The organism is Variovorax sp. GW821-FHT09B05 (assembly GCF_059418265.1).
The window spans coordinates 101,958-124,224 of record NZ_JBWKPN010000017.1; the positions used below are offsets into that span (position 1 = coordinate 101,958).

The window sequence follows — 22,267 nt, forward strand, 5'->3', positions numbered from 1 at the left end:
GTTCAGCGGCCGGGCACCGCCCGCGCCGCCAGCGCCGCGGCCACATGCTCGGCCAGCGCGCGCGCCGACGGCTTCGCGGCCCGCCCGGCCGGAAACACCGCATGCAGCTCCACCGGCGCCATGCGCCAGTCCGCGAGCACCCGCACCAGCGCGCCGCTCGCCAGCTCGGCGCCGCAGCCCAGTTCGCTGGTGTGCGTGATGCCCAGCCCCGCCACGGCCGCGGCGATCGAGCCCTCGTTCATCGTGCTGCTCAGCAGCGCGCCCGCGATGCGCACCGACACCTGGCGGCCGCCGCGCTCGAAGGACCATGACGCACCGCCGCTCGGGCCGGCCACCACCGCGTGCGCCGCGAGGTCGGCCGGCAGCGCCGGCGTGCCGGCACGGCGCAGGTAGCCGGGCGCGGCCACCAGCAGGGTCTCGAACAGGCCCAGGCTGCGCGCGGTGGCGCTGGAATCGGGCAGCGCGCCGAAGCGGAACGCGAGGTCCGCGCCCTCGCTCACCAGGTCCTGCAGCTGGTCGTGCATCAGCAGCTTGATGCGCAGCGCCGGATGCCGCGCCGTGAACGGCGGCAGCGCGGGGATCGCCTCGCGCACCGCGAAGCTCGAGGACAGCGCCACGCGCAGCACGCCGCGCAACTCGCCGGTGCCGCGCGCCGCATGGTCGGCCTCCTCGAGCGCGGCCAGGATCGGCTCGATGCGCGCGAGGTAGTCGGCGCCGGCCTCGGTCAGCGTCACGGCGCGCGTGGTGCGCGTCAGCAGCGCCGCGCCGACCTCCTTCTCGAGCGTCGCGATCACGCGCGAGGCCGAGGGCTGCGAGAGCCCGAACTCGCGCCCCGCGCGCGAGAAGCTGCCCGCGTGCGCGACGCGCGTGAACAGCCGCAGGGCGAGCAGCCGGTCGCTCATCGCTCCTGATTGATTTGCATGGCGAATGGATCTTAGTCGTGCGCGCCGGCTACCGGCCGATCGGCGAATCAAAGACAGTGACGGCACGGCACCGCCTGTGCCCCAACCCCCGCAAACCACCCTGGAGAAATCGCCATGTCACTGCCCGAGAAACTCGCCGCCTTCCGCGCCAACTTCGAAGCCGGCGGCCCGCCGTGGAACGCGCCCGCCTTCATCCACGAACCCATGCACCGCGCCACCGACGAGCTGATCGCCTCGGGCGCCGCCGACCGCGCGCTGCGCGCCGGCGATCGCGCCCCGGCCTTCACGCTGCACGACGCCGACGGCCGCGCCTGGTCGTCGCAGGAGCTGCTGGCCCGCGGCCCGCTGGTGCTGACCTTCTACCGCGGCGTCTGGTGCCCGTACTGCAACCTGGACCTGCAGGCGCTGCAGGAAGCGCTGCCGGGCCTGCAGGCGCTCGGCGCGCAACTGGTGGCGGTGTCGCCGCAGACGCCCTCGAACAGCCGCAAGTCGGCGCGCGACAACAAGCTCGCCTTTCCGATCCTGTCGGACACCGGCAATGCCGTGGCCGCCGCCTTCGGCCTGCGCTTCGAGCTTCCGGGCTACCTGCAGGACCTCTACCGCGACGTGTTCAGGAACGACCTCGCGGTGGTCAACGGCGAGCCGAGCTGGACCCTGCCGATGCCCGCGCGCTACGTGATCGCGCGCGACGGCACCATCGTCTATGCCGAGGTCAACCCCGACTACACGCAGCGGCCCGATCCCTCGGAGTTGCTGCCGGTGCTCGAGCGGCTGCGCGCGACCGCCGGCGCATGAGCCTCGGCATCGCCGCCCACCGAGGCGATCAGCCGGTCGAGCGTGGTGCCCAGCCGCGCGAGCTCGTCGGCGCTCACGCCCGCGAACAGCGCGGCCTCGCGCTCGCGGCCCAGTTCGCTCACCGTTGCGTGCAGCGCCTTGCCCGTGGCCGTGAGGTGCAGCCGGCTCCTGCGCTGGTCGGTCGGATCCTCGCGGCACTGCACGCGCCGGTGACGCTTGAGGCCGGCCAGCGCGCGGCTCACCGCCATCTTGTCGAGGCCCGTCTGGTCGGCCACCTGCGAGGCCGTGAGCCCGGGCTGCGCGCCCAGCACCGCCATCGTGCGCCACTCGTTGAGCGTGAGCTGGTGCTCGCGGCCCACGCGTTCGTGGAAGGGCCGCGCCGTGAGGTTGACCACGCGCACCAGCTTGAAGAACAGCGGGTCCATCGGTGCGCGGGGCGCGTGTCAGCCGGCCAGCTTCTTCGCCGCCGCGACGATGGCGTCCACGCCCACGCGCGACTGCGCCTCGAGCACCGGCGCATAGCCGACCGGGATGCGCGGCGCACCGAGCCGCGCGATGCGGCAGCCCGTGGCCTCGGCCGCGCTGGCCGCGATCTCGGCGCCGAAGCCCGCGGCCTGCACCGCCTCGTGCGCCACCAGCAGCCGGCCGGTGCGCGCGCACGATTCGAACACCGTCTCGCGGTCCCAGGGCCAGAGCGTGCGCAGGTCGATCAGGTCGACCGCGATGCCCTCGACAGCGAGCCGCTCGCAGGCCTCGGCGCAGACCTGCGCCTGCCGGCTCCAGCTCACCAGCGTGAGCGCGTCGCCCCGGCGCAGGCGCGCCGCCTTGCCCAGCGGCACCGCCAGCGTCTCGTCGACCGGGCCGCGCGCGCCCCACAGCGTCTTGTGCTCGATGTAGACCACCGGGTCGCCGCACTGCAGCGCCGCGCGCAGCAGCGAATGGTTGTCCTGCGGCGTCGACGGGCTCACCACCACCACGCCCGGCAGGTGCGCGAACCAGGCCTCGAGCGACTGCGAATGCTGCGCCGCCGAGGCGTCCCAGATGCCGCCCGGCATGCGCGCCACCAGCGGCACGCGGCCCTGGCCGCCGAACATGAAGCGGTTCTTGGCGGCCTGGTTCACCAGCTCGTCCATGCCGCACAGCGCGAAGTCGACCACGCGCATCTCGACCACCGGCCGCAGGCCCGCGAGCGCCATGCCCACGCCCGCGCCCATGATCGCGGCCTCGCTGATCGGCGTGTCGATCACGCGCCGCTCGCCGAAGCGCTGCTGCAGCCCCTTGTACTGGCCGAAGATGCCGCCGCGGCCCACGTCCTCGCCGAGCACGACCACGCGCGCATCGGCTTCCATCTCGCGCGCGATGGCGCGCACGGCGGCTTCGGCATAGCTGAGTTCTTCCACGGTGTTCGCTGCGTTCAGTGCCATTGCCCGGCTCCCGTGGTCTGCACGTCGGTGAAGGCGGCGCCGGCCTCGGGCCAGGGTGCCGCGTCAGCGGTGGCCAGGGCGGCCTCGACCTCGGCCGTGGCCGCGTTCTCGATCGCATCGAGCGCCGCCGCCTCGAGCCCGGCTTCCAGCAGCCGGCCGCGCGCGCGGGCCAGCGGATCGGTCTCGAGCGCCGCCGCCAGCTCGGCCGGATCGCGGTAGGCCGCGAGGTCGACCGACACGTGGCCCTTCACGCGGTAGGTCAGCGCATGCAGCAGCCGTGGCCCGCCGCCGCCGCGCACCTCGGCCACCAGCCGCGCCGCGGCCGCGTGCACCGCGAACACGTCGTTGCCGTCGACCTGCGTGGCCGCGATGCCCAGCGCTTCGGCGCGCGCCGAGGCACCTTCGCCCGCGGTCATCGGACCGCTCGCGGTGGTCGCGCTCCAGCGGTTGTCCTCGCAGACGAACAGCACCGGCAGCTCGTACACGCGGGCCCAGTTCAGCGCCTCGAGGAAGGGGCCGCGGTTGATCGCGCCGTCGCCGAAGAAGCAGACCGTGAGGGCGTCGCCCTGGCCCAGCACCTTCTGCGCATGCGCCGCGCCCACCGCGATCGGCAGCCCGGCCGCCACCACGCCGTTGGCGCCCAGCATGCCGACCGAGAAATCGGCGATGTGCATCGAGCCGCCCTTGCCGCCGTTGAAGCCCGTGGCCTTGCCGAACAGCTCGCACATCATGCGCGCGAGGTCGGCGCCCTTGGCCAGCGTGTGGCCGTGGCCGCGGTGCGTGGACGTGAGGTAGTCGCTCGTGCGCAGGTGCGCGCAGACGCCGGCCGGCACCGCCTCCTGCCCGGTCGACAGGTGCAGCGGCCCGCGCACCTTGGCCGCGCCGCCGGCCTGCTGCCCATAGGCGCTCACGCCGCCCTGGCTGGCCGTTTCGGCCGCGTTCTCGAACGCGCGGATGCGCACCATGGTGCGGTACAGCGCCTCGGCGGCGCCGCTGGGGATGTCCAGGTCCATCTTGTCTCCGACGCCTGTGGAATGGGCGTTTGCCGGAAAATCGTATCAAGCGTGACGGACTGGGGGCAGGGGGCTTTCCCCGGGGAGGCGGTGCTGCGCGTTCAGGCCGCCTTGCGCCGCGATCCACTCGCAGCCTGCGCCGCGGCCGCATCGGCCGTGGCCTTCATCCCCTCGAGGATCGCCTCGCACTTGTGCTTCAGGTGCGTCTTGAGGATGCCCGACAGCGAGGCCGCGTCGCGCCGCGCCAGTGCGTTCAGCATGCCCTCGTGTTCCGCCATCGCGCGCGACCAGATCTCGGGCGTCATCGGGGAGTTGAAGCGGATGCGCCGGATGCGCGCGTTGATCAGCGCGTACTGGTCGAGCAGCACCGGGTTGCGCGTGGCCTGCACGATGGTCTCGTGGATGCCGCGGTTCAGCGCGTAGTAGCTCGCCATGTCGCGCGCCGCGAAGGCACTGCGCATGCGCTCGTGCAGCGCGGTGATCTCCGCGAGCTGCGCGTCGGTGACGCGCGCGGCCGCCTGCTCGCCGGCCAGCGCCTCGAGCGCGCCGGCCACCGCGAACAGCCCCTCCACCTCCTCGAGCGACAGCTCGCGCACGCGCGCGCCGCGGTTGGGCAGCAGCTCGACGTGGCCTTCGGCGGCCAGCACCTTGAGCGCCTCGCGCAGCGGCGTGCGCGAGATGCCGAAGCGCTCGCACAGCAGGGCTTCGGGCACCTTGCTGCCCGGCGGGAACTCGCCCTGCACGAACACTTCGCGCAGGTTTCCGAGCAGATCGTTGTGAACGAATTCTTTGGCCATGGGCAATTATGAATTCATTTTTCGATGAATTCGCCGATCGGAGCCCTCGAAAGAGAGAATTTTCGGTCATTTGAATTCAAAGTGTTGACCGAGCCGGCCGGCCTCCGCTACATTGAACGCATTCATTTGCAGCACTTGAACCCCCGAAACTCTCCCAATCCAGCTTCAAAAGGCAATTTATGAATGCATTCCAGCAAGGCATCGTCGAAATCGCAGGTTCGACCCACGACACCGACCGCTACACCAACGCCCTCGGTCCGCGCGGCGTGATCGGCGTGATGACGCCGGGACCGAACGTGAACGTCGAGAACGAGATGATGGACATGCGTCCGCGCGGCGTGATCAACGCCATCGACCGCTACTACGTGCCGAACCAGAAGATCGCGCAGGACGAGGACTGGTCGGTGATCATGCGCAACGTCACGGCCAACCTCGACGACTCGGTGCGCCGCCTCAAGGAAGCGCTGATCGACCACCTCGTGCTCGGCATGTCCTCGCAGAGCTACATGGGCGGCGAGAAGGGCAGCTTCGCGCTGCTCAAGCACCTCGAGAAGCTCTCGGGCGTGCCGGTGACCATGGGCGCGCAGTCGGCCGAGCAGGCCTTCAAGCTCTGCGGCGCGAAGCGCATCGCGCTGCTCACGCCCTACTACCCGGTGATCGAGACCAACGCCATCAGCTACTTCACGTCGCGCGGCTTCGAGGTCGTGCACGTCGAGGGCCTCAAGTGCAAGAGCATCATCCACGTCGCCTCGCAGACCTACGAGCAGCTCGCCGAGGCCACCCTGCGCTGCGAGGCCGCCAAGCCCGACGCGATCCTGCAGCTGGGCACCAACCTGGCCTATGCGCGCGTGGCCAACGATGCCGAGAAGTGGCTCAGGAAGCCGGTCTTCGCCTCGGGCCCGGTGATCTATTGGTCGGCGCTGCGCAGGATGGGCATCAAGGATCAGTTCCCGGGCTTCGGCAGCCTGACGGAATTCCACTGAATCCGGCGCGCGCGCACAGACGCACAGAACGAAGGAGACAAGCATGACGACGAGACAACGCATGCGCGCGGCCGGCGCCGCGCTCGCTGCCTGGGCGCTGCTGGGGCTGCTGCCCGCGGCGGCCGAGGAGCACTGGCCGGCCAAGCCGGTCACGCTGCTGGTGGGCTTCGCGCCCGGCGGCGGCACCGACCTGATCGCGCGCCAGGTCGCGCCGCGCCTGTCCGAGCTGCTGAAGCAGCCGGTGATCGTCGAGAACCGCGCCGGCGCCAGCGGCACCATCGCGACCGCCGCCGCGGCGCGCGCGCGGCCCGACGGCTACACGCTGCTGCTGGGCCACGTGAGCTCGAACGCGATGGTGCCGGCGATCATGCCGAAGCTGCCCTACGCGGCGGCGCGCGACTTCACCGCCATCACGCTGATCGGCAGCGTGCCGCAGGTGGTGACCGTGCCCGCGAGCCTGCCCCCGAAGACGCTGCAGGAATTCATCGCCTTCGCGAAGACCAAGCCGGGCGGCGTCAACTACGCCTCCTCGGGCGCGGGCACGCAGCAGCACTTCGCGGCCGAGCTGTTCCAGCAGGCCACGCGGACCACCATGACGCACGTGCCCTACAAGGGCAGCGGCGCGGCGCTGGCCGACCTGATCGCGGGCCAGGTCGACGTGAACTTCGACACCGTGCCCACCGTGCTGCAGCAGGTGAAGGCCGGCAAGCTGCGCGCGCTCGCGGTCACCTCGCGCCAGCGCGCGGCCAGCCTGCCCGAGGTGCCGACGGTGATCGAGGCCGGCGTGCCCGACTACGAGATCGGCGCCTGGTACATGCTGATGGGCCCGGCCGGCCTGCCCAAGCCGGTGGTCGACGCGCTGGCCGATGCGATGAACCGCACGCTGCAGTCGCCCGAGGTGCGCGACAAGCTCGCGGCGCTGGGCACCGACGTCGCGGGCGGCACGCCGGCCCAGGCGCAGGACTACCTGAAGGCCGAGATCGCGCGCTGGAGCAAGCTGGCCGCGGACAAACGCATCGTGGCGGAGTGACGGCCATGCCCGGGAACTTCGCTCTCCTGCGCCGCGGCCTGGCCGCGCTCCTGCTGCCGTGCGCGCTCGCCCTGTCACTCGCCGGCTGCGCGGCACCCGCCGCCGCGCCACCGGCCACGCAACCCATCGTGTGGCGCATGGGTACCTCTTGGCCCACCAGCCTGCCGCTGCTGCACGAAGCCGCGCTCGACTTCGCCGACACCGTGAACGCCGCCTCGGGCGGGCGCCTGCGCATCGAGACCATCGACCCCGCGCGCCATGGCAAGCCCGCGGGCCTGCTGCAGGCGCTGCGTGGCGGCGAGTTCGACCTCGTGCACACGACCGCGCAGTACTACGCCGCCGAGGTGCCCGCGATCGACTTCTTCACCGCCGTGCCCTTCGGCCTCTTGCCGGTCGAGCAGGAGGGCTGGCTCAACGAGGGCGGTGGCCAGGCGCTGTTCGAGGCGGTGCTGGCGCCGCTGGATGTGCTGCCGCTGACGGCGGGCCACACCGGCATCCAGATGGGCGGCTGGTTCGCGAAGCCGTTGCGCACGCCCGAGGACCTGCGCGGCGTGCGCGTGCGCATCGCGGGCTTTCCGGGCCGCGTGCTGGCGCGCGTGGGCGCGGTGCCGGTGAACCTGCCGCTGGGGCAGATCGTGCCGGCCTTCGCCGAGGGCCGCATCGACGCGGCCGACGTGGTCGGCCCCGCGATCGACGCGACGCTGCCGCTCGCGCGCTATGCGCCGCACTACGTCGCGCCCTGGCACGAGCCCGACGTGGCGATGCACCTGTTCATCGGCCGCGCGAAGTTCCTCGCGCTGCCGGCCGACCTGCAGCAGATCGTGCGGCAGTCGGCGCAGGCGGCCGCGCTGCGCTCGATCGCGCGCGCCAACGACCGCAACGCGGTGGCGATGCGCGAACTCGAGGCGCGCGGCACGCGCATCGAGCCGTTGCCGCCGGCCGTCGTCGAGGCCCTGCGCGAGGCCACGCGCGTGGAGCTCGATGCCAGCGCGCGCGCCGATGCCGATGCGCGCCGCGTGATCCAGAGCCTGCTGGCGTACAAGGCGCGCGTCGCGCCCTATAGCCTGCAGGCCGACCAGGCCGTGTTCAAGGTGCGTTGAGCCCGCTCGCTCAGGGCATCTGGATCGTCGCCAGGTGCGCGCGCACGCCGCGCCTGAAGGTGTAGAGCGCCAGCTGCGGATGCAGCAGGTCGCCCTTGGCGTCGAAGGAGATCCTGCCCGTGAGCCCGGCATAGTCGCGCGTGCGCGCCAGGAAGGGCAGGTAGGCCTCGGGCTTCGCGGAATCGGCGCGGCGCATCGCGTCCGCGAGCACCTTCACCGCATCGTAGGAATAGAGCGAGACCAGTTCCGGGTCCATGTCGAAGCGCTGGCGGTAGGCCTTCCTGAAGTCGCGCAGCCGGCCTTCGCGGTCGTCCTCGATCTCGCCCGAGGCCGCGCAGAACACCTGGTCGTCGCGCGCCGCGCCGCCGGCCAGGCGCAGCAGTTCGTTGTCGCAGATGCCGTCGCCGCCGAGCACGCTGGCGCCGAGGCCGAGCTGCTTCATCTGGCGCAGCATCGGGCCGGCCATCGCGTACATGCCGCCGACGAAGATCGCGTCGGGCTGCTGCGCCTTGATCGCCGTGAGGATGGCCGAGAAGTCGCTGCTCTTGTCGCTCGCATGTTCGCGGCCGACGATCGTGCCGCCAGCGCGCACGGCGGCCTTGGCGAACTCCTCGGCGATGCCGTGGCCGTAGGAACTGCGGTCGTCGACGATCGCGAAGCGCTTCATGCGCAGCCGCTGTACCGCATGGGTGGCGATGGCGTCGCCGATGCTGGCGTCGCCGGCGACGATGCGGAAGGTGGTCTTGAAGCCCTGATCGGTGTACTTGGGCGCCGTGACCGAAGGCGAGACCTGCGGAATGCCGGCCTCGCTGTAGAGCCGCGAGGCGGGAATGGCCGAGCCCGAGGTCTGGTGGCCGACCACGCCGTTGACCCTGGCATCGACCAGCTTCTGCGCGGCGGTCGTGCCCTGCTTCGGGTCGCCCGCGTCGTCCTCGGCCATCAGCTCGAAGCGCGCGCGCTGCCCGCCGATGCGCAACTGCTGGCGATTGAGTTCGTCCACCGCCAGTTGCCCGCCCTTCTGGTTGGCCTTGCCCGAGACGGCCAGCGCGCCGCTCATGGGCGCGACCAGGCCGATGCGGATGGCCTGCTCCTGCGCGAGCGCGCCGAAGGCGAGACCGGCCAGCGCGCTCGCCAGCACGCGCCTCGCGATGCGTGATGAAGATGGCTTCATGGGGTCTCCCGCGCTTCGAACCAATGGGCCGCGAAATCGCGCACCACCTGCACCAGCTTCTGTTCGCCCTTGCTGGCCAGCCGCACGAGCGCGACCGGGATCGACACCTCGAGCTGCGACTCGACCGTGATGCGCCGCAATCGGCCCGCGGCGATCTGCTCGCCGGCGGCCGCGAGCGCGCCGAAGAAGATCGCGTCGGAGCGCGCCGTCGCGGCGATCAGGGGCTCGAGCTCCTCCGACTCCACGGTGGTCGAGTGGCGCACGTCGTCGCTCAGGCCGTAGTGCTCCTTCGTCAGCGTGGCCACCTCGTCCGACACGTCGGTGCTGAGGATCGGGTACTGCAGCAGGTCCTGCATCGTGACCGCCGCGCGCGCGGCCAGCGGATGGCCGACGCGGCAGATGGCGCCGCCCGCGAGGCCGCCCAGGCGCTCGACCACGAGCTCGTCGGACAGCACCAGCGAGCGCGCGTCGATCAGGATCGCGTCGATCGAGCGGTCGCGCAGTGCGCTCATGAGGAAGCGCGCCGTGCCGCGGCGCACCAGCAGCTTCACGCGTGGATGCGCCTCGAGCACGTGGTTGATGAAGTCCGCGCTCATGCAGGCGCCGGGGCCGGCACCGAAGCCCACGCGCAGCGTGCCTTCGAGCACGGCCTCGTCCTTCACGCCGATCGAGAGGTTGTCGACGTCGACCAGCAGCCGGCGCGCGCGCTCGACCACCAGCGAGCCCGCGGCGGTGGTCGTGCAGCGCCGTCCGAGGCGCTCGATCAGCGGCGCGCCGAGTTCCATCTCGAGCGACTGGATGCTCTTGCTCAGTGCCGATTGCGTGAGATGCAGGTTGGCGGCCGCGCGGCTGAAGGAGCCGGTCATCGCCAATTCGATCAGGTGCGCCAGCTTTCTTGTCTCCATGAGGATCCGGAATAGGTAACTCGAAAATCTTTCGTTAGACGCTGGCTGGACCGGGCACTACAGTCCGCCCCCGGGAGTGCGCACCCCCCAAAAAGCCTGGCGAGCATGCCAGAGATTCACAACTTGAGGAGACTCACAGTGCCCTTCACGCACGCCACGTCGCGCCGCGCATTTCATTCCCTGATCCTGTTCACCACCATCGGTATTTCCGCTTGCGGCGGTGGTGGATCGGGCACTGCCTTCGCACCCATCGTTCCCCCCGCGTCGCCTCCGGCCGAGAGCACCACGCTCAACGCCGGGGCCGTCGCATCGCCCGACCAGTTCGGCGCGGCCGCCGCCAAGCAGATCCTCGACGCGGGCGGCAATGCCGTCGATGCCGGTGTCGCCACGGCCTTCGCGCTCGCCGTGACCCTTCCCGAGGCGGGCAACCTCGGCGGCGGCGGCTTCATGACGACCTGGATGAACGGCAAGCCCTACTTCCTCGACTTCCGCGAGAAGGCACCGGGCGCGGCCACGCCCACCATGTACCTCGACAAGAACGGCGACGTGATCCCGGGCCTGAGCCTCGACGGCTCGTTGGCCGCGGGCGTGCCGGGCTCGGTCGCGGGCATGTGGACCGCGCACCAGCGCTTCGGCAAGCTCAGCTGGGCCCAGGTGCTGGCACCGGCCATTGCCTATGCGCGCAACGGCTTCGTCGCCTACTCGACGGCCGAGCTGACCACCGTCAACAGCCGCTCGAACTTCAACAAGTACTTCGGCGGCAAGATGATCAAGGGCCAGCTGTTCAAGCAGTCCGAGCTGGCCGACACGCTGCAGCGCATCAGCGACAACGGCGGCAGCGAGTTCTACACCGGCAAGACGGCCGACCTGCTGGTGGCCGAGATGGGACGCACCGGCGGCCTGATCAGCAAGAACGACCTGAAGAACTACCAGGCGGTGTGGCGCGACCCCGTGGCCATCGACTGGAACGGCCACACGGTCTACACCGCGCCGCCGCCGAGCTCGGGCGGTTTCGGCATCGGGCAGCTGCTCAAGATGAAGAAGGACCTCGAGCCGCAGTTCGCCAAGGCGCCGCTCAACTCGGCGCAGTACGTGCACCTCACGGCGGAGATGGAGAAGCGCGTGTTCGCGGACCGCGCGCAGTACCTCGGCGACTCGGACTTCTACCAGGTGCCGATGCTGAAGCTGCTGGCCGACGACTACCTCAAGGGCCGCGCGGCCGAGGTCAACCCCGCCACGCCGACGCCGCTGGCCAAGGTGAAGCCCGGCCTCGGCACCGACCCCGTGCCGCCGGTGAGCACCGGCGAGAAGCCGCAGACCACGCACTTCTCGGTGGTCGACAAGTGGGGCAATGCACTGGCCATCACCTACACGCTCAACGGCGGTTTCGGCAGCGGCATCGTGGTCGAGGGCGCGGGCTTCCTGCTCAACAACGAGATGGACGACTTCTCCGCCAAGCCCGGCGTGCCGAACCAGTTCGGCGTGGTCGGCGGCGACGTCAACTCGATCCAGCCCAACAAGCGCCCGCTGTCGTCGATGAGCCCGACCATCGCGGTGAAGGACGGCAAGCTCGCGCTGGTGCTCGGCACGCCCGGCGGCTCGCGCATCTTCACGGCCGTCTACCAGGTGCTGGTCAACGTGCTCGACTACAAGCTGCCGCTCGACCAGGCGCAGGCGCAACCGCGCTTCCACCACCAGCTGCTGCCCGACAACGTCATCTACTACGAGGCCGAGCGCTTCCCCGCGGCCACGGCCGACAACCTGCGCGCACGCGGCTGGACCATGCAGGACGGACTGGCCGGCGGCCAGAACATCCAGGCGATCCAGGTCGTGGGCAATGCGCCGGTGCCGGTGTCCGATCCGCGCAACCCCGATGGCCTCGCGCTCGTGGTCGCGCCGAAGCCCTGATGCGCTGACGTGAAAAAAGGCGGTGGAGGCGTTGCCGCCTCCACCGCCTTGCGCATGACAAATGCCGGTGGCGTCAGACCACCGTGCCGCTGACCTCGCCGAGCCCGATGCGCACCGCGCCCGCGCGCTCGCACCAGCCGCGCATCACCAGCGTGTCGCCGTTCTCGAGGAAGGTGCGCTTCTCGCCGTTGGGCAGCGTCACCGCCTGCTTGCCGCCGAGCGTGAGCTCCATCAGCGAGCCGGCCTGGTCGGCCTTCGGGCCCGAGAGCGTGCCCGAGCCCAGCAGGTCGCCGGGCTGCAGGTTGCAGCCGTTCACCGTGTGGTGCGTCACCAGCTGCGCCGCGGTCCAGTAGGCGGCCTCGGTGGTGTTGCCGAGCGTGAGGCGCACCGGCGCCTCGCCGGCTTCGCGCATCTTCGCGGTCTGCAGCAGCACCTCGAGCGTGATGTCGAGCGCGCCGGCTGCGCGGTTCGACGGCGCGTCGAGATAGGGCAGCGGCTGCGGATCGCCCTCGGGCCGCTCGAACTTCGCGCGGAAGGGCGCGAGCGCTTCCATGGTCACGATCCACGGCGACAGCGTGCTCGCGAAGTTCTTCGCGAGGAAGGGGCCGAGCGGCTGGTATTCCCAGGCCTGCAGGTCGCGCGCCGACCAGTCGTTGAGCAGCGTCACGCCGAACAGGTGCTCCTCGGCCTCGCCGATGGCGATCGGCTCGCCGAGCGCATTGCCGCGGCCGATGAGGAAGCCGAGCTCGAGTTCGTAGTCCAGGCGCTTCGACGGGCCGAAGCTGGGCTCGGCGGCATCGGGCGCCTTGGTCTGGCCCTGCGGGCGCTTGAAGACCTGGCCGCTCACGCCGATCGACGAGGCGCGGCCGTGGTAGCCGATCGGCACCCACTTGTAGTTGGGCATCAGCGGCTGGTCGGGACGGAACAGCTTGCCGATGGTGGTCGCGTGGTGGATGCCGGTGTAGAAGTCGGTGTAGTCGCCGATGCGGCAGGGCACGGTCATCTCGGCCCGAGCCTGCGCGACGAGCGCCTTCGACCAGGCGGCCTGCTTGTCGCTGCCTTCGGCGAGGCCGGCCGAGAGCGCGGCGCGCAGCGCCTGGCGCTCCTGGGTGCCCGCGGCCATCAGCGCGTTCATGTCGTCGCTGTCGACCAGGCCCGCGGCGCGCAGGTCGAGCACCTGGTCGCCGATGGCGACGCCGATGCGGAAGGCCTCGGTGCTGCCGGCGGCGCGAAAGCGGCCGAAGGGCAGGTTCTGGATCGGGAAGTCGCTGCCGGCTTCATTGGCCGAGGCGACCCAGCTGCGCAGCTTCGGGTCGTGGGTGGCGTTCAGTGCGGTGGTCATGGATGTGTCTTTCGTTGCGGTGTTCGGTTCACTCGGCCGTCATGCCGGCCTTCTTCGCCACCTCGCCGAGCCGCTGGTACTCGGTCTGCGTGAGCGTGGCCAGTTCCTGCGCGCTCGAGCCGCGCGGCGAGAAGCCGGCCTGCGCCAGCTTGGCCTTCACGTCGGGCTGCGCGAGCGCCTCCACGAAGGCCTCGTTGAGCGCCTTCACGATCGGCGCCGGCAGGTTGGCGGGGCCGTAGACGCCGAACCAGGGCTCGAGCGCATAGCCCTTGAGGCCGGCCTCGGCGATGGTCGGCACCTCGGGCAGCGAGGGCGAGCGCGTGGGCCCGGCCACGGCCAGCGCGCGCAGCTTGCCGGCCTGGATGTGCGGCAGCGAGGCCGGCAGGTTGTCGAACATCAGGCCGATGTTGTTGCCCAGCATGTCGGTGATGGCCGGGCCGCTGCCCTTGTAGGCCACGTGCGTCAGCTCGGTGCCGGTCATCTGCGCGAACATCACGCCGGCCAGGTTCATCGAGGTGCCCGCGCCCGCGGTGGCGTAGGGCATGCCGGGGTTCTTCTTCGCGGCCGCGATCAGGTCGGCCACCGACTTGATCGGCGAGGCCGCCGGCACTTCGAGCACGATGGTCGAGGTGCCCAGCAGGCTGATGGCCGTGAAGTCCTTGCGCGGATCGAAGGCCATCGACTTGTAGATGTGCGGGTTCAGCGCATTGGTCGAGATGGCGCCGAAGCCGATGGTGTAGCCGTCGGGCGCGGCCTTGGCCACGGCGTCCATGCCGATGTTGCCGCCCGCGCCGCCGCGGTTGTCGATCAGCACCGGCTGGCCCAGCTTCTCCGACACCTTCTGGCCCACGGTGCGCGCCACCAGGTCGGTGGTGCCGCCCGGGGTGTAGGGCACGATGAAGCGGATCGGCTTGGCGGGGAAGTCCGCGGCCTGCGAGAACAAAGGCGCGGCGAGCAGCGCGAGGACCGCAGCGCGGCGCGTCAGGGCGAAGACGGGCTTCATGGCTTGAACTGGTCCTTGAGGCCGGCCCAGCAGTCGGCGTAGTCGGTGTCGAGCGCCTGGCTCTGCAGCGCGAAGCGGGTCGGGATGAAACGGTAGCGGCTCTCGAACATGAAGGCCAGCGTGTTGTCGAGCTTGTGCGGCTTGAGGTCGGCGTGGGTGGCCTTGTCGAAGGCTTCCTCGTCGGGGCCGTGCGGCACCATGCTGTTGTGCAGGCTCGCGCCGCCGGGCTTGAAGCCGCCGGGCTTGGCGTCGTACTCGCCGAGCACCAGGCCCATGAACTCGCTCATCAGGTTGCGGTGGAACCACGGCGGACGGAAGGTGTTCTCCATCACCATCCAGCGCGGCGGGAAGATCACGAAGTCGCAGTTGGCGGTGCCGGGCGTGTCGCTGGGCGAAGTCAGCACGGTGAAGATCGAGGGATCGGGATGGTCGAAGCTGATCGAGCCGATCACCATGAAGTGCGCGGTGTCGTACTTCACGGGCGACAGGTTGCCGTGCCAGGCGACCACGTTGAAGGGCGTCTGCTTCATCGGCGCGTGCCAGAAGCGGCCGCCGAACTTCTTGACGATCTCGTAGCCGCCTTCCTCGGCCTCGAAGGCCGCCACCGGCGCCTGGAAGTCGCGCGCGTTGGCCAGGCCGTTCGAGCCGATCGGGCCGAGTTCGGGCAGGCGGAAGTGCGCGCCGTAGTTCTCGCAGACGTAGCCGCGCGAGAGTCCGTCGGGCAGCGCCACCTTGAAGGCCATGCCGCGCGGCAGCAGCGCGATCTCGCCGGGCTTCACCTCGAGCACGCCGAGTTCGGTGGTGATGACCAGCCGGCCCTGTTGCGGCACCACCAGCATTTCGCCGTCGGCGTTGACGAAGGCGCGCTTGTCCATCGAGCGGCCCGCCAGGTACATCAGCGAGCCGATGCCGACCTGCGACTCGGCATCGCCGTTGGCCGCGATGGTGTGCATGCCGTCGACGAAGTCGTGCCCGGCCGCGCCGTCCAGCGGCTGCGGATGCCAGCGCAGCGGCTCGGGCGGCAGCGCGATCTCGCGGTCGGCGCCGGTGGTCCAGTGCGCCTGCGCATAGGGCTGGTAGCGGCCCGACACCACCGAGGGCTGGCGGCGATAGAGCCAGGTGCGGCGGTTCTCGTGGCGCGGCGCGGTGAAGGCGGTGCCCGAGAGCAGCTCGGTGTAGAGGTCGAAGGGCCCGCGCTGCGGGTTGTTGCGGCCCTGCGGCAGCGCGCCGGGCACGGCCTCGGACGCGTATTCGTTGCCGAAGCCGCTCTGGTAGCGGCGCTCGGTGGCGGGAGTTGCGGCGGTCATGGTGTCCTCACTGGGTGGTGTTCATTTCGCGGCCGCGAGCGCTTCGCGCAGCACGGGCAGCGAGCCGATGTGGTTGGCCAGCAGCAGCACGAGGCGCGCGTTGTACGCGTGGCTCTCCTCGGTGCTCAGGCCCTGGTGCGCCTCGATCAGCGCTTCGTAGAAATCGTCGGGCGCCTCGAGGTGCGCGTCGGTGATCAGCGTGGGAGTGGATGCGGTCATGGGCAGTGTCTCGCTGCGTGTGGTCTCAGGCCTTGCCGAGCGCGCGGTCGAAGGCCGCGCGGATCTGCGCGGACGATGGCGCGCGCCAGCGCGCGCTCACATGCTGGTCGGGGCGCAGCAGGTAGACGGTGCCGGGCCGCGCATCGTAGCGCCGCACGGCCAGTTCGCTCGCCGCGCCCGCGGGCACGCGCACCGTGCGCAGCGGCAGCGCCGCGGCCTCGATGGCGCGCAGGCTCTGCGTCACGGCCGCGTCGTCGGCATCGCCGAACACCAGCGCCGTGAAGCCGTGCGTGCGGCCGAGCTCGCGCAGCAGCCAGCCGCTGCCGCCCTCGGCGAGCGCCACCGGCGCGTCGGCCGCGGCCGCGCCCGGCACCATCGCGCCCGCGAAGCCGTCGCCATCCGCGTCAGGCGTGTTGAGCGGCGAGCCGCGCAGCACCGAGGGCACCGACAGCCGGCCGCTGTTGACCAGCGTGCGCGCGAAGGCGTGCTGTCGCGTCAGCGCCAGCACCGCGTCGCGGAACAGCCGGCTGACCTCGCTCTTGGGCGTGATGAAGTCGGTGGCGCGCGTGGAGTTGCGGATGTTCTCGTCGGCCGCGTATTCGCGTTCGCCGGCATAGCTGTCGAGCAGCGCATCGGGCGCCTCGCCGCGCACCACGGCGGCCAGCTTCCAGGCCAGGTTGTCGGCGTCCTGCACGCCCGAGTTGGCGCCGCGCGCGCCGAACGGCGACACGCCGTGCGCCGAGTCGCCCGCGAACAGCACGCGGCCGTGGCGGAAGCTGTCCATGCGCTGGCAGGCGAAGGTGTAGACGCTGGCCCAGCCGATCTCGAACTGCACGCCCGCGTGGCCGATGCTGTCGAGCAGCGCGCGCACGCGCGGCACGATGCGCTCGGGCTTGCGCTCCTCCACCGGGTCGGCCTCCCAGCCGAGCTGGAAGTCGATGCGCCACATGCCGTCGGCCTGCTTGTGCAGCAGCACGCTCTGGCCCGGATGGAAGGGCGGGTCGAACCAGAAGCGGCGCTCGGTCGGCAGCTGCGCGTCCATCGTGATGTCGGCGATCAGGAAGCGGTCGCGGAACACGCGGCCCTTCGATTCCTGGCCCAGCAGCTGGCGCAGGTTCGAGCGCGAGCCGTCGCAGGCGCTCACGTAGTCGGCGGCCAGGCGGTACTCGCCCTCGGGCGTCTCCACGGTCAGCGTCGCGCCCTCGGCGTCCTGCGCGATGCCGGTGACCTTGTTGTTCCAGCGGATGTCGATCAGCGGCAGCTGCGCCGCGCGCTCGGCCAGGTAGCCCTCGACGTAGTACTGCTGCAGGTTGATGAAGGCCGGGCGCTCGTGGCCGGGCTCGGGCAGCAGGTCGAAGCGGTAGACCTGCTCGTCGTGGAAATAGACCTTGCCGATGTTCCACGACACGCCCTTGTCGACCATGCGGTCGCCGCAGCCCAGCCGGTCGAAGACCTCGAGCGTGCGCTTGGCGAAGCAGATCGCGCGCGATCCGGTCGACAGGGTGTTGTCGTTGTCGAGCAGCACCACCGGCACCTGGCGCAGCGCGAGGTCGATGGCCAGCGCCAGGCCCACGGGGCCGGCGCCGACCACCACCACCGGGTGGCGCGCGGGCGGGGCCGCGTCCTGGTCGGGGTGGCGGCGGTAGTCGAAGCGCAGGCTCTGGTAGTCGACCTGCGCGGCTTCGGTGGCGAGTGCGTTCACGTCCGTTGTCTCCGTCTCTGTGCCGTCTTCGTCTCTCTTGTCTTGCTCCTTCCCCCTCTGGGGGAAGGCGGGGATGGGGGCCGGCTGCGCATCGTGCGGTCGCCGCGTGCCCCCACCCCGACCCTCCCCCAGAGGGGGAGGGAGGAATTCATCTCAGCCTTCGAGCGCCTTCCACATTTCCACGTCGCGCTCGGCGGTCCACACGCGCGGGTCGACATGGCCCGAGGCCTCGTCGTAGGCGCGGCTCACGTCGAAGGGCATGCAGTGGTCGAAGATCACCCACTGGCTGTACTTGGGCTTGAGCTTCTCGTAGGTGTCCTTGTAGACCGCGTTCAGATCGCGCCCGGCCTTCACGCCTTCCTGCACGCTGGCGTAGACGTCGGCGATGAAGTCGCGCGTGCCCGTCAGGCCTTCGGCCACGGCCTCGGGCGTGGTCAGCGCGGCGCCGCGGCCCGGCACCAGCGCGGCGGGCTTGAGGGCGGCGACGTTGTCCAGCGTCTGCGGCCAGTCCTTGAAGTAGGCGTCGCCCGCGTACGGCGTGGCGCCGAATTCGACCAGGTCGCCCGAGAGCAGCGCGCGTTCCTGCGGCAGCCAGACCACGGTGTCGCCCTTGGTGTGGCCGCGGCCGAGCTGCAGCAGCTGCACCTCGAGCTTGCCGAGCCACAGGGTCATCTTGCCGGTGAAGGTCATGGTGGGCCAGGTCAGGCCCGGCGGCACGGTCTCGACGTTCTGGAACAGGCGCGGGAAGCGGCCGATCTCGCTGGCCTTGTCCTGCTCGCCGCGCTCGACGATCAGGTCGCGCGTGTCCTGGCTGGCCAGGATGTGCTCGGCACCGTAGCCGGCCGCGCCCAGCACGCGCACCGCGTGGTAGTGCGTGAGCACCACGTGCTTGATCGGCTTGTCGGTCACTTCGCGGATGCGGCGCACCACGTCGGCCGCCATCGCGGGCGTGGCCTGGGTGTCGGCCACCAGCACGCAGTCGTCGCCGATCACGATGCCGGTGTTCGGGTCGCCCTCCGCGGTGTAGGCCCAGGCGTGTTCCGAGATCTGGCTGAAAGTGACCTTCTTCTCTTCCATGTCGGCCTGGCTGGCGAATTTCTTGGCTTGGCTCATCGTGTGTCTCCGGTGGAGTGTTAGGGGGGTGGGGTGGGGGTGGTTGAAATTCGTTTAGGGCGAACGAATTTGCAGTTAACGAATTTGCGCGAGTGTAAGCCGCGAATCGCTTCATGTCTAATCCCCACTCCATGAACGAAGCACAACCTGACGCCGACCGCGCCCAGCGCGGCATCCAGAGCATCGAGGTCGGCGGCCAGCTGCTGCGCGCGCTGGTGCACCACGGCCGGCCGATGGCGCTCAAGGACCTGGCGCGCGAGGCCGACATGACGCCCGCCAAGGCCCATCCCTACATGGTGAGTTTCGGCCGGCTGGGGCTGATCGAGCAGGACCGCGCGAGCGGCCACTATCTGCTCGGCCCGCTGGCGCTGCAACTGGGCCTGATCAGCCTGCAGCAGGCCGACCCGGTGCACATCGCCACCCCGGCCATCGCCCAGCTCGCGCAGCAGACCGGCCACACCATCGCGCTGGCGGTCTGGGGCGCGCGCGGCGCGACCATCGTGCGCACGGCCGAATCGCCCTCGCCGGTGCACGTCAACATGCGCCACGGCACGGTGTTCTCGCTGACCAACACGGCCTCGGGCCGGGTGTTCGCGGCCTACCTCGATGCCGAGCGCGTGCGCGAACTGCTCGAGGCCGAGCGCCTGCGCCAGAAGCAGCGCAAGGCCGAGCCCGCGCCGCCGGCGGGCATGCCGCCGGTGCAGCCGCTGCCTTCGTGGGCCGATTTCGAGCGCCAGCTGCAGGAGGTGCGCGCGCACGGCATCAGCCGTTCCGACGGCGAGGTGATCGAGGGCGTGAGCGCCATGGCCGCGCCGGTGTTCGACCACACGGGCGCGATCGTGCTCGCGATCACGGCCATCGGCCCGGCCGGCATCTTCGACACGACCTGGGACGGCGCCATCGGCACCGCGCTCAAGGGCTGCGCGGACGCGGTGTCGCAGCGGCTGGGGGCGAGCCGTCGATGAACACGTCGCACGCCATGGCCGCGGGCCTCCAGGCCCTCTCGCTGTCCGTCTCCCTCGCCTTCGCCGGCGGCGCCGCCGCGGCCGACGAGGGCCCCTGGCCCACCGCCGGCTGGACCGTCGCCACGCCTGCCTCGCAGGGCATGGACCCGGCCGAGCTCGCGCGGCTGGTCGAGCTCGGCGCCACCCACCAGCTCGACAGCCTGCTGGTGGTGCGCCACGGCCGCATCGTGGTGGAGGCCTACTACGCGCCGTTCCGCCCCGGCCTGCGCCACGCGGTCAACTCGGTCACCAAGGCCGTGGTCGGCACGCTCGCGGGCATCGCGATCGAGGACGGCCGGCTGCGCCTCGACGACCCGGTGTTCGACGGCGCCACCGATCCCCAGCGCGGCGCGGTCACGGTCGCGCACCTGCTCGACATGACATCGGGCATCGACTGGACCGAGCCGCTCAACGACCGCGGCAAGCCGGTTTCGCTGATCGAGATGGAGCGTTCGCGCGACTGGGCCGCCTACGTGCGCGGCCGCCCGATGGCACAGGCGCCCGGCGCCGGCTTCAACTACAACAGCGGCAACTCGCAGCTGCTGTCGGCCCTGCTCGCGCGGCGCACCGGCGGCGACCTGCAGGCCTATGCCACCGAGCGCCTGTTCAAGCCGCTGGGCATCGCCGACCTGCGCTGGCGCCAGGACCCGCAGGGCCTGCCCGTCGGCGGCTTCGGCCTGGCGCTGCAGCCGCGCGACATGGCGAAGATCGGCCAGCTCTACCTGCGCGGCGGCCGCTGGGAAGACCGCCAGCTCGTGCCGGCCGCCTGGGTCGCGAAGAACCTCGCGGCCACGGTCGAGATGAAGGACCTCGGCACGCCGGGCTTCTTCTATGCCAACGGCTGGTGGACCCTGCCCGCGCGCCGCGTCTACATGGCCATGGGCCACAACGGCCAGGGCATCGTGGTGCTGCCCGAGGCCGACGCGGTGGCGGTGTTCACGAGCACGCGCGCGGCGCCGGTGCCTCTGCTGATCGAGCGCATCCTGCGGTCGGTCAAGGCCGGCGGCGCCGTCGCCGACGATGCCGCGGCCCAGGCTGCGCTCGAGGCCGCGGTGGCGAAGGCCACGGCCGAGAAGCCCTCCGAGGTCGGCCCGGTGCCCGACGCGGCGCAGCGCCTCGCGGGCCGCACCTGGCGCTTCGGCACCAATCCGATCGGGCTGCGCAGCCTGCGGCTCGAGCTCGATCCCGCGAACCCGCGCTACGAGGTCGTGACCGCCGCGCGCCGCCCCGGCGGCGCCGACGAGCGCTTCACCGCGCCGATCGGCCTCGATGGCCTGTTCCGCACCAGCCCCGCGGGCGGCCCGATGCCGGTGGTCGCCACCCGGGGCCGCTGGAGCGATGCGCGCAGCTTCGACGTGGAGGCACGCATCCTCGGCGAACCGCTGCGCACCCGCTACCTGCTGCGGCTGCGCGAAGATGGCGCCGAGGGCATCGACCTCGTCTTTTCCAACTCCTATGGCTTCCAGGCCGAGATGCGCGGGGAGACCGCGCCATGACAATGAATTCTTCCTTCGCCAGGCTGTGGCTCTGGATCTTCGGCATCGGCTACGCCGTGTTCGTCGGGCTGCTGCTGCAGACCCTCTTCACGCCCGCGCCCTATGGCGACCTCGCGCGCATCGGGCGCATCTCCGACCATGACTTCGGCTGGCGCATCGACCCGCCGCGCGTCGACCCGGCGCTGCTGCGCGGCGCGCCGGTCGCACAGGCCGACATCCTGGTCATCGGCGACAGCTTCTCGGCCACGCACCGCTGGCAGTCGCAGCTCGCCAAGGCCGGCTACAGCGTCGCCACCACCTACTGGCAGGACATCGACGAGACGCTGTGCGACGACTTCGACCACTGGCTCGAAGCCGGCGGCTTTCGCGGCAAGCTGGTGATCATCGAGAGCGTGGAGCGGATCGTTGATTTTCGCCTCGAGCGCTCGCGGGACTGCCGGCAGATGAAGAAGCCGCTGGTCGCCAAGCCCGAGGTGCCGTCGCCGCCGCTCGACCACGTGCCGGGCTTCGCGCTCAACTGGGAGGGCCAGATCTACGCCGGCTTCCTCACGCAGCGCTGCACGCGCGCGGCCATCGCCGGCAAGAAGCGCAGCGGCTGCGACCAGCAGACGCATGCGCGCGCCGTGGCCGACGGCTGCGCGCTGTTCAGCAACCGGCGCTGCGAGATGGCGCTGTTCCTGGCCCAGGACGAGGCCAGCCGCGAACTCACGGCCGCGCATGCGGCGCAGCTGCAGGCCTTCGGCCAGGCCCGGGGCACGGTGCCGATCCTCTGGATGATGGTGCCCGACAAGACCACCACCTACCTCAAGCCCGCGCATTCGCGGGACTTCGTGAAGGCCTTCGGCGACGCCGGGCTCGGCCCCGACCTGTTCGCGTTCGCGCAGCAGCAGAAGACCGCGATGCGCGACTTCTACATGCCCAACGACACCCACATCTCGATGCAGGGGCAACTGGTGCTGGGCGACCGCATGGTGCAAGCAGTGAAGGAGAAGATGGCCGCGCCGGCAGCGCCGCCCGGGGGCTGAGTCCGCG

Annotated in this window: 21 protein-coding genes; 8 read left to right on the top strand and 13 right to left on the bottom strand. The window is 71.0% G+C overall.

Annotated features, from left to right (window positions below; translation table 11 throughout):
* Positions 1 to 2: 2 nt before the first annotated feature.
* Positions 3 to 902 (bottom strand): LysR family transcriptional regulator, encoded by a 900-nt coding sequence (locus AC07RM_RS33470; RefSeq protein WP_495337216.1) that lies wholly within the window; start codon positions 900 to 902, stop codon positions 3 to 5.
* Positions 903 to 1,037: 135 nt separating this feature from the next.
* Between AC07RM_RS33470 and AC07RM_RS33475 the strand changes: the two genes are divergently transcribed.
* Entirely contained in the window at positions 1,038 to 1,718 is a 681-nt protein-coding gene (locus AC07RM_RS33475) for a peroxiredoxin-like family protein (protein ID WP_495337217.1), read from the top strand.
* Here the strand turns inward: AC07RM_RS33475 and AC07RM_RS33480 are convergent.
* The 4 genes from AC07RM_RS33480 to AC07RM_RS33495 form a co-directional block, all read right to left on the bottom strand.
* Positions 1,646 to 2,143, bottom strand: coding sequence for a MarR family winged helix-turn-helix transcriptional regulator (locus tag AC07RM_RS33480; RefSeq protein ID WP_495337218.1), 498 nt, complete (start codon positions 2,141 to 2,143; stop codon positions 1,646 to 1,648). The two genes, AC07RM_RS33475 and AC07RM_RS33480, sit on opposite strands and share 73 nt — an antisense overlap.
* Positions 2,144 to 2,161: 18 nt before the next feature.
* A complete protein-coding gene (locus AC07RM_RS33485; RefSeq protein WP_495337219.1) occupies positions 2,162 to 3,142 on the bottom strand; it encodes an alpha-ketoacid dehydrogenase subunit beta in 981 nt (326 codons plus the stop codon).
* On the bottom strand, positions 3,133 to 4,155 hold the full coding sequence (locus tag AC07RM_RS33490; protein WP_203203257.1) for a thiamine pyrophosphate-dependent dehydrogenase E1 component subunit alpha: 1,023 nt from the start codon (positions 4,153 to 4,155) through the stop codon (positions 3,133 to 3,135). The genes AC07RM_RS33485 and AC07RM_RS33490 overlap by 10 nt, the downstream gene beginning before the upstream one ends.
* 101 nt (positions 4,156 to 4,256) lie before the next feature.
* Positions 4,257 to 4,952, bottom strand: a complete 696-nt coding sequence (locus AC07RM_RS33495) for a GntR family transcriptional regulator (RefSeq protein ID WP_398498309.1) — start codon at positions 4,950 to 4,952, stop codon at positions 4,257 to 4,259.
* 179 nt (positions 4,953 to 5,131) lie between these two features.
* Here AC07RM_RS33495 and AC07RM_RS33500 point away from each other — a divergent pair, with 179 nt between their 5' ends.
* From AC07RM_RS33500 to AC07RM_RS33510, 3 genes are read left to right on the top strand one after another with little or no spacing between them, the layout of a single operon-like run.
* A complete protein-coding gene (locus tag AC07RM_RS33500) occupies positions 5,132 to 5,935 on the top strand; it encodes a maleate cis-trans isomerase family protein (RefSeq protein ID WP_495337220.1) in 804 nt (267 codons plus the stop codon).
* Between the two features lie 43 nt (positions 5,936 to 5,978).
* Positions 5,979 to 6,965 (top strand): tripartite tricarboxylate transporter substrate binding protein, encoded by a 987-nt coding sequence (locus tag AC07RM_RS33505; protein ID WP_495337221.1) that lies wholly within the window; start codon positions 5,979 to 5,981, stop codon positions 6,963 to 6,965.
* 5 nt (positions 6,966 to 6,970) lie between these two features.
* Complete coding sequence (locus tag AC07RM_RS33510) at positions 6,971 to 8,065, top strand: TRAP transporter substrate-binding protein (RefSeq protein WP_495337222.1); 1,095 nt, start codon at positions 6,971 to 6,973, stop codon at positions 8,063 to 8,065.
* 10 nt (positions 8,066 to 8,075) lie between these two features.
* Here the strand turns inward: AC07RM_RS33510 and AC07RM_RS33515 are convergent, their stop codons facing one another.
* Positions 8,076 to 9,236 (bottom strand): branched-chain amino acid ABC transporter substrate-binding protein, encoded by a 1,161-nt coding sequence (locus AC07RM_RS33515; RefSeq protein WP_495337223.1) that lies wholly within the window; start codon positions 9,234 to 9,236, stop codon positions 8,076 to 8,078.
* Positions 9,233 to 10,141 carry a LysR family transcriptional regulator gene (locus AC07RM_RS33520; protein WP_296780413.1) on the bottom strand — a complete coding sequence of 303 codons (909 nt, stop codon included), beginning with the start codon at positions 10,139 to 10,141 and terminating at the stop codon, positions 9,233 to 9,235. Before AC07RM_RS33520 ends, AC07RM_RS33515 begins: the two co-directional genes overlap by 4 nt.
* A 105-nt stretch (positions 10,142 to 10,246) precedes the next feature.
* Between AC07RM_RS33520 and ggt the strand changes: the two genes are divergently transcribed.
* The gene (gene ggt / locus AC07RM_RS33525; RefSeq protein WP_495337224.1) at positions 10,247 to 12,049 is read left to right on the top strand and encodes a gamma-glutamyltransferase; all 1,803 of its coding nucleotides are present in this window, start codon (positions 10,247 to 10,249) and stop codon (positions 12,047 to 12,049) included.
* Positions 12,050 to 12,122: 73 nt separating this feature from the next.
* Here the strand turns inward: ggt and fahA are convergent, their stop codons facing one another.
* The 6 genes from fahA to AC07RM_RS33555 form a co-directional block, all read right to left on the bottom strand.
* On the bottom strand, positions 12,123 to 13,391 hold the full coding sequence (fahA, locus tag AC07RM_RS33530) for a fumarylacetoacetase (RefSeq protein WP_495337225.1): 1,269 nt from the start codon (positions 13,389 to 13,391) through the stop codon (positions 12,123 to 12,125).
* Positions 13,392 to 13,419: 28 nt separating this feature from the next.
* Entirely contained in the window at positions 13,420 to 14,394 is a 975-nt protein-coding gene (locus AC07RM_RS33535; protein ID WP_495337226.1) for a Bug family tripartite tricarboxylate transporter substrate binding protein, read from the bottom strand.
* Positions 14,391 to 15,701 carry a homogentisate 1,2-dioxygenase gene (gene hmgA / locus AC07RM_RS33540; RefSeq protein ID WP_495337228.1) on the bottom strand — a complete coding sequence of 437 codons (1,311 nt, stop codon included), beginning with the start codon at positions 15,699 to 15,701 and terminating at the stop codon, positions 14,391 to 14,393. Before hmgA ends, AC07RM_RS33535 begins: the two co-directional genes overlap by 4 nt.
* Before the next feature lie 21 nt (positions 15,702 to 15,722).
* Positions 15,723 to 15,920, bottom strand: a complete 198-nt coding sequence (locus tag AC07RM_RS33545; RefSeq protein ID WP_057593179.1) for a DUF2783 domain-containing protein — start codon at positions 15,918 to 15,920, stop codon at positions 15,723 to 15,725.
* Positions 15,921 to 15,945: 25 nt separating this feature from the next.
* The gene (locus AC07RM_RS33550) at positions 15,946 to 17,622 is read right to left on the bottom strand and encodes an FAD-dependent oxidoreductase (RefSeq protein WP_495337229.1); all 1,677 of its coding nucleotides are present in this window, start codon (positions 17,620 to 17,622) and stop codon (positions 15,946 to 15,948) included.
* A gap of 153 nt (positions 17,623 to 17,775) precedes the next feature.
* The gene (locus AC07RM_RS33555; RefSeq protein ID WP_495337230.1) at positions 17,776 to 18,735 is read right to left on the bottom strand and encodes an MBL fold metallo-hydrolase; all 960 of its coding nucleotides are present in this window, start codon (positions 18,733 to 18,735) and stop codon (positions 17,776 to 17,778) included.
* Between the two features lie 131 nt (positions 18,736 to 18,866).
* Here AC07RM_RS33555 and AC07RM_RS33560 point away from each other — a divergent pair, with 131 nt between their 5' ends.
* From AC07RM_RS33560 to AC07RM_RS33570, 3 genes are read left to right on the top strand one after another with little or no spacing between them, the layout of a single operon-like run.
* Positions 18,867 to 19,700 carry an IclR family transcriptional regulator gene (locus tag AC07RM_RS33560; protein ID WP_057593182.1) on the top strand — a complete coding sequence of 278 codons (834 nt, stop codon included), beginning with the start codon at positions 18,867 to 18,869 and terminating at the stop codon, positions 19,698 to 19,700.
* Positions 19,697 to 21,235, top strand: a complete 1,539-nt coding sequence (locus tag AC07RM_RS33565; protein WP_495337231.1) for a serine hydrolase domain-containing protein — start codon at positions 19,697 to 19,699, stop codon at positions 21,233 to 21,235. Before AC07RM_RS33560 ends, AC07RM_RS33565 begins: the two co-directional genes overlap by 4 nt.
* Entirely contained in the window at positions 21,232 to 22,260 is a 1,029-nt protein-coding gene (locus AC07RM_RS33570) for an alginate O-acetyltransferase AlgX-related protein (protein WP_495337232.1), read from the top strand. Before AC07RM_RS33565 ends, AC07RM_RS33570 begins: the two co-directional genes overlap by 4 nt.
* Positions 22,261 to 22,267: the final 7 nt, after the last annotated feature.

What these genes read in the sequence shown, in the direction of transcription:
- AC07RM_RS33470 (WP_495337216.1), bottom strand. Translation starts at nt 902, where the DNA reads ATGAGCGACCGGCTGCTCGCCCTGCGGCTGTTCACGCGCGTCGCGCAC.
- AC07RM_RS33475 (WP_495337217.1), top strand. Translation starts at nt 1,038, where the DNA reads ATGTCACTGCCCGAGAAACTCGCCGCCTTCCGCGCCAACTTCGAAGCC.
- AC07RM_RS33480 (WP_495337218.1), bottom strand. Translation starts at nt 2,143, where the DNA reads ATGGACCCGCTGTTCTTCAAGCTGGTGCGCGTGGTCAACCTCACGGCG.
- AC07RM_RS33485 (WP_495337219.1), bottom strand. Translation starts at nt 3,142, where the DNA reads ATGGCACTGAACGCAGCGAACACCGTGGAAGAACTCAGCTATGCCGAA.
- AC07RM_RS33490 (WP_203203257.1), bottom strand. Translation starts at nt 4,155, where the DNA reads ATGGACCTGGACATCCCCAGCGGCGCCGCCGAGGCGCTGTACCGCACC.
- AC07RM_RS33495 (WP_398498309.1), bottom strand. Translation starts at nt 4,952, where the DNA reads ATGGCCAAAGAATTCGTTCACAACGATCTGCTCGGAAACCTGCGCGAA.
- AC07RM_RS33500 (WP_495337220.1), top strand. Translation starts at nt 5,132, where the DNA reads ATGAATGCATTCCAGCAAGGCATCGTCGAAATCGCAGGTTCGACCCAC.
- AC07RM_RS33505 (WP_495337221.1), top strand. Translation starts at nt 5,979, where the DNA reads ATGACGACGAGACAACGCATGCGCGCGGCCGGCGCCGCGCTCGCTGCC.
- AC07RM_RS33510 (WP_495337222.1), top strand. Translation starts at nt 6,971, where the DNA reads ATGCCCGGGAACTTCGCTCTCCTGCGCCGCGGCCTGGCCGCGCTCCTG.
- AC07RM_RS33515 (WP_495337223.1), bottom strand. Translation starts at nt 9,236, where the DNA reads ATGAAGCCATCTTCATCACGCATCGCGAGGCGCGTGCTGGCGAGCGCG.
- AC07RM_RS33520 (WP_296780413.1), bottom strand. Translation starts at nt 10,141, where the DNA reads ATGGAGACAAGAAAGCTGGCGCACCTGATCGAATTGGCGATGACCGGC.
- ggt (WP_495337224.1), top strand. Translation starts at nt 10,247, where the DNA reads ATGCCAGAGATTCACAACTTGAGGAGACTCACAGTGCCCTTCACGCAC.
- fahA (WP_495337225.1), bottom strand. Translation starts at nt 13,391, where the DNA reads ATGACCACCGCACTGAACGCCACCCACGACCCGAAGCTGCGCAGCTGG.
- AC07RM_RS33535 (WP_495337226.1), bottom strand. Translation starts at nt 14,394, where the DNA reads ATGAAGCCCGTCTTCGCCCTGACGCGCCGCGCTGCGGTCCTCGCGCTG.
- hmgA (WP_495337228.1), bottom strand. Translation starts at nt 15,701, where the DNA reads ATGACCGCCGCAACTCCCGCCACCGAGCGCCGCTACCAGAGCGGCTTC.
- AC07RM_RS33545 (WP_057593179.1), bottom strand. Translation starts at nt 15,920, where the DNA reads ATGACCGCATCCACTCCCACGCTGATCACCGACGCGCACCTCGAGGCG.
- AC07RM_RS33555 (WP_495337230.1), bottom strand. Translation starts at nt 18,735, where the DNA reads ATGAGCCAAGCCAAGAAATTCGCCAGCCAGGCCGACATGGAAGAGAAG.
- AC07RM_RS33560 (WP_057593182.1), top strand. Translation starts at nt 18,867, where the DNA reads ATGAACGAAGCACAACCTGACGCCGACCGCGCCCAGCGCGGCATCCAG.
- AC07RM_RS33565 (WP_495337231.1), top strand. Translation starts at nt 19,697, where the DNA reads ATGAACACGTCGCACGCCATGGCCGCGGGCCTCCAGGCCCTCTCGCTG.
- AC07RM_RS33570 (WP_495337232.1), top strand. Translation starts at nt 21,232, where the DNA reads ATGACAATGAATTCTTCCTTCGCCAGGCTGTGGCTCTGGATCTTCGGC.